The sequence below is a fragment of the Sporolactobacillus putidus genome, assembly GCF_014647035.1.
GTDB lineage: Bacteria > Bacillota > Bacilli > Bacillales > Sporolactobacillaceae > Sporolactobacillus > Sporolactobacillus putidus.
The window spans coordinates 69,703-82,534 of record NZ_BMOK01000014.1 but is presented as its reverse complement, the minus strand read 5'-3'; the positions used below and the strand labels follow the sequence as shown (position 1 = coordinate 82,534).

The 12,832-nt window shown below is 40.1% G+C and carries 12 protein-coding genes; 3 read left to right on the top strand and 9 right to left on the bottom strand.

Going from position 1 to position 12,832, the window contains the following annotated elements; all coding sequences use genetic code 11:
- Positions 1 to 127 precede the first annotated feature (127 nt).
- Positions 128 to 1,099 (top strand): hypothetical protein, encoded by a 972-nt coding sequence (locus IEX81_RS13865; RefSeq protein ID WP_188804381.1) that lies wholly within the window; start codon positions 128 to 130, stop codon positions 1,097 to 1,099.
- 1,130 nt (positions 1,100 to 2,229) lie between these two features.
- On the opposite strand, the gene IEX81_RS13860 is transcribed toward IEX81_RS13865, so the two are convergent.
- The 4 genes from IEX81_RS13860 to IEX81_RS13845 form a co-directional block, all read right to left on the bottom strand.
- Complete coding sequence (locus tag IEX81_RS13860) at positions 2,230 to 2,958, bottom strand: DUF6944 family repetitive protein (RefSeq protein ID WP_188804379.1); 729 nt, start codon at positions 2,956 to 2,958, stop codon at positions 2,230 to 2,232.
- Positions 2,959 to 3,307: 349 nt separating this feature from the next.
- Entirely contained in the window at positions 3,308 to 3,910 is a 603-nt protein-coding gene (locus IEX81_RS13855; protein ID WP_188804377.1) for a hypothetical protein, read from the bottom strand.
- Between the two features lie 35 nt (positions 3,911 to 3,945).
- Positions 3,946 to 5,181, bottom strand: coding sequence for an MFS transporter (locus IEX81_RS13850; RefSeq protein ID WP_188804375.1), 1,236 nt, complete (start codon positions 5,179 to 5,181; stop codon positions 3,946 to 3,948).
- A 721-nt stretch (positions 5,182 to 5,902) separates the two neighbouring features.
- Positions 5,903 to 6,484, bottom strand: a complete 582-nt coding sequence (locus IEX81_RS13845; RefSeq protein WP_188804373.1) for a TetR/AcrR family transcriptional regulator — start codon at positions 6,482 to 6,484, stop codon at positions 5,903 to 5,905.
- A gap of 139 nt (positions 6,485 to 6,623) precedes the next feature.
- Here IEX81_RS13845 and IEX81_RS13840 point away from each other — a divergent pair, with 139 nt between their 5' ends.
- On the top strand, positions 6,624 to 7,547 hold the full coding sequence (locus IEX81_RS13840; protein ID WP_229727624.1) for a DMT family transporter: 924 nt from the start codon (positions 6,624 to 6,626) through the stop codon (positions 7,545 to 7,547).
- Between the two features lie 297 nt (positions 7,548 to 7,844).
- Here the strand turns inward: IEX81_RS13840 and IEX81_RS13835 are convergent, their stop codons facing one another.
- The 3 genes from IEX81_RS13835 to IEX81_RS13825 form a co-directional block, all read right to left on the bottom strand.
- Entirely contained in the window at positions 7,845 to 8,399 is a 555-nt protein-coding gene (locus tag IEX81_RS13835) for a GNAT family N-acetyltransferase (protein ID WP_188804371.1), read from the bottom strand.
- Between the two features lie 64 nt (positions 8,400 to 8,463).
- The gene (locus IEX81_RS13830; protein WP_188804369.1) at positions 8,464 to 8,979 is read right to left on the bottom strand and encodes a GNAT family N-acetyltransferase; all 516 of its coding nucleotides are present in this window, start codon (positions 8,977 to 8,979) and stop codon (positions 8,464 to 8,466) included.
- 86 nt (positions 8,980 to 9,065) lie between these two features.
- Complete coding sequence (locus IEX81_RS13825; RefSeq protein WP_188804367.1) at positions 9,066 to 9,968, bottom strand: LysR family transcriptional regulator; 903 nt, start codon at positions 9,966 to 9,968, stop codon at positions 9,066 to 9,068.
- Positions 9,969 to 10,104: 136 nt separating this feature from the next.
- Here IEX81_RS13825 and IEX81_RS13820 point away from each other — a divergent pair, with 136 nt between their 5' ends.
- Positions 10,105 to 11,307 (top strand): MFS transporter, encoded by a 1,203-nt coding sequence (locus IEX81_RS13820; RefSeq protein WP_188804365.1) that lies wholly within the window; start codon positions 10,105 to 10,107, stop codon positions 11,305 to 11,307.
- Between the two features lie 429 nt (positions 11,308 to 11,736).
- Here IEX81_RS13820 and IEX81_RS13815 read toward each other — a convergent pair whose 3' ends face one another.
- Together IEX81_RS13815 and IEX81_RS13810 are read right to left on the bottom strand one after the other, a co-directional pair.
- Complete coding sequence (locus IEX81_RS13815; protein WP_188804363.1) at positions 11,737 to 12,264, bottom strand: phosphotransferase family protein; 528 nt, start codon at positions 12,262 to 12,264, stop codon at positions 11,737 to 11,739.
- 69 nt (positions 12,265 to 12,333) lie between these two features.
- The gene (locus IEX81_RS13810; protein ID WP_188804361.1) at positions 12,334 to 12,657 is read right to left on the bottom strand and encodes a DMT family transporter; all 324 of its coding nucleotides are present in this window, start codon (positions 12,655 to 12,657) and stop codon (positions 12,334 to 12,336) included.
- Between the last annotated feature and the right edge of the window lie 175 nt (positions 12,658 to 12,832).

Here is a 12,832-nt window from a genome sequence, read left to right as displayed (position 1 = left end):
AAAGATATGGCTAAAAGCGGATACCGTCTAAAGACGGTGGGTTTAGACCCCGCTTTTGTAAGCTAAAAAACGATTTTGATGTATCTAAGGTCGATAAATCCTAAGTTTAGGGCGATTTTTCGCCACTATGGGGTTCAACAGATTTTATCGCCCTTCACGAAATTATATCGACGCTCAGCAGATTATATCGACCTTCACGAAAATATATCGACGCTCAGCGGATTATATCGCCCTTCACGAAATTATATCGACGCTCAGCGGATTATATCGCCCTTCACGAAATTATATCGACGCTCAGCGGATTATATCGACCTTCACGAAATTATATCGACGCTCAGCGGATTATATCGACCTTCACGAAATTATATCGACGCTCAGCGGATTATATCGCCCTTCACGAAATTATATCGACGCTCAGCGGATTATATCGACCTTCACAAAAATATATCGACGCCCAGCAGATTTTATCGCTCTTCACAAAAATTTATCGACGCTCGGCAGATTATATCGCCCTTCACGTAAATATATCGACGCTCAGCAGATTTTATCGCCCTCCGCGAAAATATATCGACGCTCAGCGGATTATATCGCCCTCCGCGAAAATATATCGACGCTCAGCAGATTATATCGCTCTTCACAAAAATTTATCGACGCTCAGCGAAATATATCGCCCTCCGCGAAAATATATCGACGCTCAGCGGATTTTATCGCCCTTCACGAAATTATATCGACGCTCGGCAGATTTTATCGCCCTTCACGTAAATATATCGACGCTCAGCGGATTTTATCGCCCTTTGCGAAAAAATATCGACGCTCAGCAGATTTTATCGCCCTTTGCGAAAAAATATCGACGCTCAGCGGATTTTATCGCCCTTCACGTAAATATATCGACGCTCAGCGGATTTTATCGCCCTTCACAAAAATTTATCGACGCTCAGCGGATTTTATCGCTCTTCACAAAAATTTATCGACGCTCAGCGAAATATATCGCCCTTCACGAAATTATATCGACGCTCAGCGGATTTTATCGCCCTCCGCCGATAATCTTTGCGTTCTGAATGATTCTTCCACACTTTGGGCCGATTCCCTATCGGCTTAAGACGGTGTGGAACTTTTCTATTACCTGCGTACCGGCAGTTCAACAACACAGACAATGATTGATCATGAGTTAACGGAATAATCATTTTAAACAAGATACTTATGTAGTATAAGCATTTCACCATGTTTTCCCATTGCTCTTATTCCCGTGTCCGAGAATCTTCCCATTTTATAAACATGTTGGGCTCTAATTTATGTGGTTTACGGCTAAAACTATTTCATTTTTATTGGGAAAGTATTTTTTTACAAATGAATCAAGCACGAATAAAGATTGCGTAGCAATTCCCCTGCCCTGGAAAGCGTTATTAATAGAATAGGCCCTGAAGAGCAGAGCATCTCTGTTTTGACTATATTTTTTAACCCCTTCCCATCCATGTAGGACAAAAAAAGCCTACCGGCTCCCCCTTATATAGAATAACAATAGGAAATCTTTCATTATCCTTTTCACATTCTTCAATGGCCTCAATCGGCATCCCCGAAAATTCGATCTGTTCTCTGGATAAATGATAATTATTTTACTTAGCTTTGTACCGATTATTGCAGATATCGAGAGTTACGGCTTCTTTATCTATTCTTTGAGTCGACATTATTGCTTCTCTTCTTTCCATTAATTCATTATAGATTAAGCGAAAAAATCAGAATGTTCGTTATGTATTTCAGTTAATTAACAGTTTATTGATGAAAGATGCGTACTTTACCTTAATGACGCATTGAAATAAAGTGATTTACTGAGGATGTTGTTGCACAGTAAAGACCTACTGTGCATAAAATCAATAGGAATGAAGTAAAGAGCTGACAAAATATGAATGGATGAACTTTTTTGTCATTGACTCAGCTTGGTTTAATTTGAATTTCGGTTCAACTTTTTCGCGTTTCGGTTCAACTGCTCATTTTCGGCTCGACTTTTATGGATTTCGGTTCAACTTTTCATGATTTCGGTTCGACTTCTGCTGGATTCGGTTCGATTTTTGCCGGATTTCGGTTCGACTTTTGTCCGTTTCGGTTCAACTTTTCAATATTTCGGTTCTACTTTTTCGCGTTTTGGTTTGACTTTCTCCTGATTGGGTTCACCTTTCTACATTCGCTCGAACTGTTGTGAAGTATCTGTCAACTGCGAAGTAGTTCAATTCTTTAATTATAGAGCAGTAAAGGACTTTTTTTCATTAAATCTTTGAGTGTATGATGGAATAGTGCTTCTTCCTTAACTACAGAGCATGATTTGTCAGGAATAACCGAGGTTCGCTTAAGCTTGTTTCCTTCCTTATCATTTTCTAAGTTCAGGTTTTTCTGAACACCTTTTTCAACTTTTTTATTTCTCATACTTTTCTCAACTTCGCCAAGGAATATAATTGCTGCTCCTGTAGCCTGTGTCCATCCGCCTCTTGTTTCGAGCGGATCGATGTAAGCCAATGGAGCTATACTTCTTAGTCTGTCGTTCCTGCCTAAAGCCATTATAAAATTCCCCAGGATAATTATGATATTTCCAATAGCCAGATAATTTTTCTTCCACACATTTCTATCTGACAAAATAATGACCCCTGCCAGCACCTGCATAAAATTATTGACCTGAAATACTTTTAATCTCTTATATTGATCCTGAAGAACGATAAAAGCGTAAATGACTAATACATATCCAAATGCCTGAAGCTGTGTCCCGATTTTATCAGGGCTGTCCCCGCGAAGAAACTCTGCATCCAACGCATCGCCATTGATTTGAACAAGGCTTCCATAAAAAAACAGGGATTGTTGGGTTTCTTTCGGTAAACCCAACGAAGGCGTGAGACCTAATGCAATCATGATCTTTCCAAGAACGACCGAAAATAGTGTAGTAAGCTTCAGTGTTTCATTTTTTGCTCCCATCCCTTTCCCCTTCCCTATCCGCTTACTAAAGCATATTCTCTTCCCTGAACAATAGGCAGGGCGAAAGCCTAATCGTTCATTAATGTGACCCATATCTTTTTTAACAGCGTAAACTTTTTTTCTGCAGTATCATTAATATTGACTTAACGTTTCATGATAATCAACTAACAGGTTTTAAGCGGAGACAAGCCTTAATCAAGTGGAGAGTATTCTGAAATATTATAGATTTATGCGGATTGAGACATCTGATTTTGTGTTTAAGAAACTAAACTTGTTATCAAACGATATTTTTGGATGAGCGGCGATATTTTCTGCCAGTTTTACACCGCTTCTGCGACTTGTTCATAATCTATTGTGATCTTATAGAGACGCCGTTGGGATCCGTACACTTTGTCAGCTGCAGATTACGAATCATGGCTTCTTTGATGGTCGCTTTTTCTCCATTGATGAGCTTTATTTCGTTAACCGGTTTCCCAAACAAACGAAATAAAAAATTCTCCAGGTCATTCAACTTCGTCATGATCGTTAATTTGATGATCTTCGTTCGGCTATTTATTGAGTCGATAGTATCCATGTTTTTCTGGAGCTCAATCCGGAATCCATATGGCGTGCTGATAAATGTTCTTCTCTCGTTGCTGTTTACGTTCAGCTTCATTTCTTTCGCTTGTCCAATGATCGTTTGATAATCGGCATCCGGTACAAAAAAACCGATATGGTCGAATTTTATATTGTTTCCATAGCCAAAGGTAATGTTAACCGCGCCTTTTCTCATTTCGATAATCCGAAAAAGAACATTTTTGTTCCTGAGGTCGCCCCAAGTCAACGGAGGATTAAACGTCTGAAATTTCCCCTGATTTCTTCCAACTCGTTGTGACACGCGAAAACCATTTTCCTTATAAAAGTTCTCCGTTTCTTCTAAGTGAGGAGTCCAGAAATGGTAATGAAATAACATAAGACACTACCCCTTTTATAATTACAACCTTTTTATTACAAACGAAAATCCCTGATTGAATCAGGACTCGTAAATGTTTTCATCTGAAGAAGCCAGGATAACCCGCATAAAAAAGAGACGAAACCTATAACCAGACCCATCACGGGAATGCCGACCGTTTCGTAGAGATATCCCATACTGGCATAAGAGAGCTGCATCACGCCTGAATAAGTGGAATTGTGCAATGAAAAGATCCTTCCCCTGACTTCCGGTTTTGTATGAACCTGCATCAGATAACTGTCCAGCGGAATAATAATCCCCGAACTGAACCGCATCAAGAGCAGCATGGAAGCCCCGGCAATAAAAACAGCCGACTGTGCCAGCAGTGCAAAGAAAAAAGCCTGTGTTAAATAGGCGGCCCCGTACCACCAGTTCGCCCTTTTATGATTGCTTCCGATAAACCTCTGGACAAACAAAGCTCCCAGCAAGACACCCAGGCCGTCTATAGCATATAGCGTACCAATGCCCAACCCGCCCATTCCATAACCCATGTCTCCCAGGATAGGTATCAAAATAGCATACCCTCCTCCCGCAAGACCCCAGCTGATGCCGATCAAAATGATCGCTTTGGCCGCTTTATTACCGGCAGCCTCCTTGAATCCCTCTTTTAGAGAGTCAAAATAGGTCTCCTTTTTCTTATTTTCGTCTGTATTTTCTGGCATATGAATCTGAAAAATATAGAAAGCAGACCAGACATAAGACAGAGAATTGATCAGGAAACTAACCACAGGATTCAATAAAGAAGAAACGATGCCGCCGCCCGCTGCCCCCAGGATACTCAGAAAGCCATACGTTCCGGAACTTAAAGCATTCGCGGGCGCTAAATCTTTGTTTGAAACAATGAGTGGAAAAGCGGCTTGCTGTGCGGGCGCAAACATAACTCCGGACAACCCCAAAAGGGCAGCTCCGGCATATAAAAAAGTACCCCGATGGTCAAGAATAGCCATGGGAAAAAGTATGACCACCGCGGCTCTTATCAGATCGCTGATGAACATGATCATTTTTTTCGGATAACGATCAATAAGCGGACTCACAAAGGGACCTAGCAAGACAGCCGGCAGTGAGCGGCATAAAAGAACCATGCCCATTGCAGCCGGAGAATGGGTCAGAGACAGCGTGACCTGACCGAGTGCAACCTGGTTGAACCAATCTCCAAGTATACTGCCGCTGCTCGCCAGCCATAGTTTTCGGTAATTCGGATTTCGGCGCAATAAGCTGTAACTCTTAGTCAAGCCTGCCGGCGCTTCCTTTCATCTTATCAAAAGTAAAAATCTTGCTGAAAGAGGGGTAAAAAGCGTTTGATTAACCTATCAAAGTTAGCAAAATGCGTCCTGAATTTTTAATAATGAGTTAACTTACTAAAGATCATCGGCCTGTTCCTCCGAAATCGAGCGGTCAGTGTCAGCTAACAAGCCTGGTCTGAGTTCTGATTATTCACACTTATTGATTTCAGGTTGTTAACTGTTGATTCTTTGAGTCTTGCTGTTGATTCTCTGCCATTTACTGATGATTCTCCACCGTTTACTGACGATTCTCTGCTCTTTACTGCCGATTGTCCGGATGTGTACTTCTGGGAATAAATGGAAGTCAGCTTTTTCAGTCCGTTTTTTCATAATTTGGAGAAAAAAAGACTTCCTTCTGTTGAGACGGATGTCAAACGAATTCAATGTAGCCGAATAAATTAGAAAATCGGCCCTGTTTTTTATCAGTTTGTTCAATTCAGTTGAGATATGAGCTGGCGGTATAATCAGTAAATTATTTTCCAGATAAAAATGATCCGCTTCTTCCAAATCGGGTGTATGAAAAACACCACGAAATAATATATGACGGCCTGCTTTTATGATACTCCCCTTCATTGACTTCCGTCTTGCTTTCTGCTTCACACTAAGCACGGGCCGTACGGTAAAAACGTTTACTGCTTAGTAATTCATCAAAACATGTAGTTATTTACTTCTATTCACTGCATATTCCCTTCCAAAAAATAATCCAGGAGTTTTTGAATTTCTCATCAAATCGGCTCTCGTTAATATAGATCAGAGAAATCAATAATCCATCCAGTATTGTCATGAATGCCGTTACAGCTGTATCTACATCAACATTTATTTTGAGTGAACGTTCGAAAATCTTCGTTAATAGAGATTTTATTTGACTAAAAAAATTATCAGCGTATTGAATCGATTGTTCTTTTAAATGCTCCGGGGGCAAATAAGCACAACGAAATACAATTTTAAGGTTACTGTTGTTTCCTTGGGTATACCTCATTTTAAGAGTAAGTATGAACTCTTTTAAAATATTCTCAGCATTACCCTCCACATTCTTTAATATTTTAGCTGCATTTTCGGTTTCTTCATCAAACGCTTTTTTAATAACACTGATAAATAGGTCGTCTTTATTTTTAAAGTGCGCATATATGGATTGTTTTCTCAATCCCACGTTCTGGGCAATATCGTACAATGAGGTGGCTTCATAACCTTTTTCTGCAAACAAATACCGTGCAGCATTTTTTATTTCTTCAATTGAAGAAGCTTTTGCCATTCTCTTTTCCTCCACAAAATGTTTTCCCCTTACATGTCATTGTAAGTATCAAAATAATATTTGACAAATTGTCTCGATGTGGATTATAAATGATTTATTGATAATTAACGAACGTCAGTTAATTTAAGGGGCGATAAACTTGAAGAAATCTATTAAGGCTTATAGCCAAATGTCTTTTGCAATGATCATCACCGGCAGCTTTGTCGTTGTCAACAAGTTCATTCTTCAATACATCCCTGTATTTTTAGCCTCAGAATTAAGGCTTCTTATTGCTTCACTAGTTCTCATCCCCGTTTTTCTTGCCAAAAGAGAAAAATTACCCCAAATAAAATTGCGCGATGCCCTAATTCTACTCCTCCAATCCTTTGTTGGCGTATTTTTATATAGCCTATGCATCCTATACGGATTAAAAAAGACGACAGCGCTGGAGAGCGGTATCATACTTAGCACTTCTCCCGCAGTGATGGCATTTATCTCCTGGTTTATTCTCAAGGAAAAGTTGAATCGCGGTAAACAGCTTGGTATCACCCTAATAGTATTCGGAACGCTATCGATAAATATTGCTGGTATTCTTTTAACAGGAAAAGTTGCGTTCAGCTCATTATTCGGTAATGTACTTATTTTACTTGCAGTCATTAGTAATGCAGTCTTTTTTTTATTTGGAAAACTTCTGGATTCTTGGCCATCATTAGCAATTTCAATGGTTCTAAGTGTTCTTGGTGCATTACTTTTCTTGCCTTTTGCTATATCTGACGTATTTGCAACCAAGTGGCAGAATATTCCTTTTTTCATATGGATACAGACTTTCTATACAGGAACAGTAGTTACAGTGCTCGCTGTGTATTTAATGAACCAGGGGATTAAGCGTGTTTCTGGAAATACTGCGGCCGCTTTTCCAGCATTATCCACCATAAGTACAACACTTTTGTCGTGGATCGCTCTGAACGAAAAGATCTACTGGTATCACTTTTTGGGGATTGCCTTTATTTTGCTTGGAATAATAGTTATGACATTGAATAGCAGACAAACTAAAGGAGTAAAAGATTACAGGCGTCATGCTTAAATCTTAGAAAGGTTCGCTTTTGGGAGCTCTTATACTTTATTCTTTATTGTGCAGTTATCACGAATTACAGGATTATAGCTTCTTATTCTTTTTTGAAACAATCGTTTCAAAGGAGCACCAATTACATAAAGAACTAAGCAGGTTATAAGAGCGGCAATGATAAAACGAATAATATTGCGCATAAACAAGACTGGTAACCACGATAATAATAAGATTTACAAAACAAAAAATTTTTTTGTGAGATCTCTTATATTTCCTAATCTTAACAATTAAAGAAAATTTCCTCTTCAGTCCACTTCAGCCATCAATTTTTTGAACGTAAGACGCCCATTCTGAACGTAAAATCCCCATCATTAAACGGTCGAAGTACTTTCCATCACGGCAGACAGCGGCTCGTAATCTCCCTTCATGCACAAATCCTGCTTTCTCATAAGCGTGAATGGCTCCAGTGTTGTATTCGATCACATCTAAGCCTACACGATGGAGATTCAATTCGTGAAAAGCATAGCGGAGAATGACTTTTAAGGCATCTGTTCCGTAACCTTTGTGTCGATTTTTAGCTTCTCCAATTCCAATCGCTAAAAGTCCCGTGCGATTATTCCATTCAATACTATGAATGGCGACAAAACCAATTAATTCGTCATTTTTAATGGATCTCAATCTGAATTCTATGTTTCCGGCATCATTACTTTCCTCTGCTTCCAACTGATTGACCGACTTGGGAAGCGCAATGTCTGTGTCTACATTCCGAAGATATTCATCATCTTCATACCATCTGGCCATAATCTGGCTATCTTCTGCTCTTGGGGCAGATAATTTTATCAAATCACCATAAAAAAGATTTCTGTTCATACCCACCGACCTCCTTTAAACTCAATCGTCAATTCGTCCTGCCGCGCGAATAGCATGGACTCTGTTATTTTTGTTTGCTTTCTATTGAATAGACACTGACCCTTTTCCCCGTGAGTGTGATTTCTTTTTCACATTTCATGCCGATTTTCTCAGCTACTTTTTGGGAAGCGGTATTTCCGTTCTGAATCAGCGCAATGAATCTATTGATGCCGCAGTGCGTTTGTCCGTAATGAAGCAGCATCCCGGCCGCCTCGGTCGCATAGCCGTTATTCCAATGCTCTCGGGCGATCCAATAGCCAATTTCTATTTCTCTGACCCCATCAACTGTTTGAGGTACGAGACCGGCATGTCCAATTTTTACATGATCTTTTTTTCTAGCCAACACCATGAGTCCTAAATCAGAACCCAATTTATACGAACCATAAATCCAATTTAAAAATTGTTTGGCTCCCTTTTCATCACGAGTTTTTCCAGTGCTAATAAAGCGGACTTCTTCAGGATCAGAAAGCAATGAATGCAAGAACGCAAAATCGTGATCATCATACGGGCGAAAGAGCAATCTTTCCGAAGCCAGATACACGCGAACGCCTCCTTCTATTATTCTAAGAAAAACTCAGGCGAGTAAATGACAGGTATCAACCGTGCCTGACTTATAAAGAACGAATTTTAATTTTCATCATCAATGTTACGATTATGCTTCCGGTTTTTTCGTACAAACGCTAAAAATGATGCAAGGCGATGTTCCTTTTCCCTACTTTTCAGATAGGTCAGGTAAACCGTCATATTCGGAGGAGCTGTTTTAGAAGAATACTCTATAGATTTAAGTATACCGTTCTTAATCCATTCCCGGGCGACACTTTCCGGCATAAATCCAAGATAATCCAGATTTGTGATTAATCTTAAGGCCAGGCCAGAATGGTCAACCCGAACCGCTGTTACCGCATATTCTCCGAATTCACTTTTAAACCATTCGTCGTAGGCAACACCCCAATTCTGGTACAGCAGCCTGCCGTTCCGAAGCACTTCCTCTTGTGACAGGGTCTGAATGGTCTTGTAACACGCGCGTCTTCCGACTAGGAGGATACGTTCATTTTGGAAAGGGATTTTTTTGAAAAAGGATGAACGCGGCGGGATGAAGACAAACGCGGCATCAATGGATCCCTCCTGAAGACGGTTAATTAAATGTGATGAGTGATCGGTCACTGTCCGGACCGATACTTTACCCGTCTCGCACAGTTTTTCCACTAAATGATAGATTGAACTGTCCCAGATCGTATTCAGTCCGCCGATCACAATCCAATAGTCGGCCTTTCCCCTGATCCACAGATCCGTTTCAGCCTGTTTCATCTGACTGACTATTTTTCCAGCATGTGAGAGAAAAACGTAGCCGTCAGGCGTCAAGCAGACAAAGCGGGTACCCCGTTCAAATAACTTTCCGCCTAGTTGAGTTTCCAGTGCTTTGATTCTTGCGGTGATCGTCGATTGAACAACATTCAGTATCTCCGAGGTCTTGGTGAAGCTGGACGTTTCCGCAAGCGTCAGGAAAGTTTCCAATTGTTCCTGATCCATAACCGGTTCTTCTTTCTATTTGTTTTTTTCATTAATACTATTAAAATTATTCGTTTATCAAATAGAAGTCAATCGATTAAGATGAAGTTAACCTTTGAAGAACGTCACAGGCGAAATTGCGAGAGGAAACTGAGACATGAAAATAGTTAAGTGGATAAACCCAAGACTTGCACTGATTCTATTTGGCTTGCTGATCACCAACACCGGTTCATTCATGATTCTGCCTTTTTTGAGCCTGTATCTGAGCAGCATGAAGCTGTCAACAGGCATGATCGGAGTTGTGCTGATGGTAAACATCCTCTGTCAGCGCGGATTGACTTTTTTCGGAGGGATACTGAACGATCGGTTTGGGGAAAGAAAACTATTGATCATCGGCCTGTCGGTACGGCTGCTCGGTTACATTATTTATAGCTTCGCCAGCCACATCTTTTTGATCTTTCTGGCCTCGGCATTCGTCGGCCTTGGTGGCGCCCTATTCGCTCCCGGTCTGATGGCGACCATTGCCAAACTGGCTGGAGACTTTAAGCCGGAAGTCTTCGCCCTACGCAACACGGTTATCAACATCGGCTCATCACTCGGTCCGATACTGGGCGGACTACTCTACCAGTACTCCATTTTATGGGTATTTATTCTGACATCCCTAGCTCATTTAATCTTTTTGCTGCTGATTCAATTTGCCGGTCCTGACGACATCACCGCTAAGCAGAAAACTCCTGTCATAGACTTGTTCCGTTTCGTACTTCAGGATCACGCCATCCTGATTCTTGCGCTGATGAACGCGACTTTCTGGTTCGTGTACAGCCAGTTCAATCTGGTTATCCCTCTGTACATGCAAGACTTCTTTCAAAAGCCCTCGCTGACCGGGTTATTATTTACGATGAACGGATTATTTGTGACTTTTCTTCAATACGCAATCGCAAAATTTGTTTTCCAGAAATTCTCAGGCCGGATCGCCTTACTCTCCGGGTTTCTTTCGATGAGTGCCGCTTATTTTATTCTTGGACTGGTTCCCTATTTAGTGTCCATATTTCTTTTCGTCCTGCTCTTCAGTACAAGCGAGGTGCTCATCTTTCCAACGATCGACAATTTGGTTTCCGAAATGGCCCCCGAAGACAGACTCAGCACCTGCTACGGTTTTGTCGATCTCGGATGGGCGGCCGGAGCTGCTTCAGGCAATTTATTAGGCGGACTTTTCTTCGGTTTCGTTCAGACCCATCATCTGTTTTCATTCGCCTGGTTTAGTTACGGGAGCCTGTCCCTCTTGGCCATACTCTTTGTCTTTCTAATCAGCCAAATGCCGCAAACCATTCATTCGGCTGCAGACCGAGAAGATAGCTAATTGACAAGTAAAGTCGTTTAAAAGTCATAATAAAGTGAACTCTTTGTTACTTAGTAAAGACATACAGCGAATTAATTAATTTGCTTATTTCAGATTCGATGCTACCACCTTTTTTGTATAGCTTTGTTTTGCTCTAATGAGACCTACAATGGACTCTTTTTCTGAGATAGACAATTCCTCGATTAAACGTGCCACTGCCACGGGCACTTCCCACTGCTGTATATCACTGACCGAGCAGTTTGCTTTTTGAATGTAACGTTTAAGGTAAGCACTTCTCATTTGGTTCCTCAGAAATTTCATCAATACTTTTATAATCGAAGGAATGGATTTCCTTCGGTATATCTTTAAAATTAATGCTGTCCTGTTTACATCAGCAAGAGGATCTCCTTTGGTAGCTGTCATCCAATCAATAACAAACACTTTTTCTTTTTATAGAATAATATTATCAGGATGAAAGTCTCCATGACATAGAACCTCACCGTCTGGAAGACAGCGGATAAATTCTGACAATAGCTTTTTTGTATCATCATCTAATTGATTGACGTGTAAAATACGTTCACTTAAATTTTCTTTTATTGATTGCAGATTGAAATCAGTATTTCTGTGGATTTTCAAATGGATATCCGCCATTATTCGTCCGACTCGGCGTACAGTCCAAGGCTTTTTAACTATTCTCTTTAACAGAGATTCTCCTTCAATCTTTTCATAGATAATTCCCTTGCGACCTTCATACTCTATAAAATCATAAACATTTGCAACAGGGAAACCTTCTTGAGAAAGCATTTTACTGATATTGTACTCATGTTCAATCAAATATTGCGGAATGGTTTTATAAAATAATTTTACAACCCTATTGTTACCAATATCAAAAATTTCAGCTGTCATGCCTTGTCCAATTATCTTATCTAATAGCGTAAATTGTGTGTCCCTCCCTTCATTTTTATGAGGTGTTTTCAAATTACTTATTTTTATATGAGTAAACTAATAGTGCAAACACATGCTATGTAGTAAGCGTTCTTTATTAATTCAATGTGCTTCGCCAAACAGATTCAATCCGATTGCGCCAATCACAATTAAACCGATGAAAATAATCTTCTGCAACGATAGGGGCTCTTTAAAAAACAAAACGCCAATGGTCACAATTAAAACAATGCCTACTCCCGACCAGATAGCATAAGCTGTACCGATTTCTATACTTTTAAGAGCAAGTGACAGCATGGTTAGACTGATAACGTAACAAACGAACATGATTACTGCATATGAGATATGTGATAATCCGTTTGACACCTTCATCAGCAAAGTGCCACAGACTTCAAACAAAATTGCCAAAGCTAAAAAAAGCCAGCTCATTACAATCACCTCATAAAGGTTGTTTTTTAGAAGCTTTGTAGTTGCGCGGTCTAATAAGCTGCACCTTTTTTCAAAAAAAACTGAATTGTTTATAAAAAAGATCGCTCAAAACACAAAAGTTATTTGGGAGAAAAAAATTCTTTTTTACTAAGTTCTAGCAATCCACGAATTGTTG

Coding starts and splice junctions, on each gene's coding strand:
- IEX81_RS13825 (WP_188804367.1), bottom strand. CDS start 9,968: ATGGATCAGGAACAATTGGAAACTTTCCTGACGCTTGCGGAAACGTCC.
- IEX81_RS13865 (WP_188804381.1), top strand. CDS start 128: ATGGGGTTCAACAGATTTTATCGCCCTTCACGAAATTATATCGACGCT.
- IEX81_RS13835 (WP_188804371.1), bottom strand. CDS start 8,399: ATGAACAGAAATCTTTTTTATGGTGATTTGATAAAATTATCTGCCCCA.
- IEX81_RS13860 (WP_188804379.1), bottom strand. CDS start 2,958: ATGGGAGCAAAAAATGAAACACTGAAGCTTACTACACTATTTTCGGTC.
- IEX81_RS13810 (WP_188804361.1), bottom strand. CDS start 12,657: ATGAGCTGGCTTTTTTTAGCTTTGGCAATTTTGTTTGAAGTCTGTGGC.
- IEX81_RS13855 (WP_188804377.1), bottom strand. CDS start 3,910: ATGTTATTTCATTACCATTTCTGGACTCCTCACTTAGAAGAAACGGAG.
- IEX81_RS13820 (WP_188804365.1), top strand. CDS start 10,105: ATGAAAATAGTTAAGTGGATAAACCCAAGACTTGCACTGATTCTATTT.
- IEX81_RS13845 (WP_188804373.1), bottom strand. CDS start 6,484: ATGGCAAAAGCTTCTTCAATTGAAGAAATAAAAAATGCTGCACGGTAT.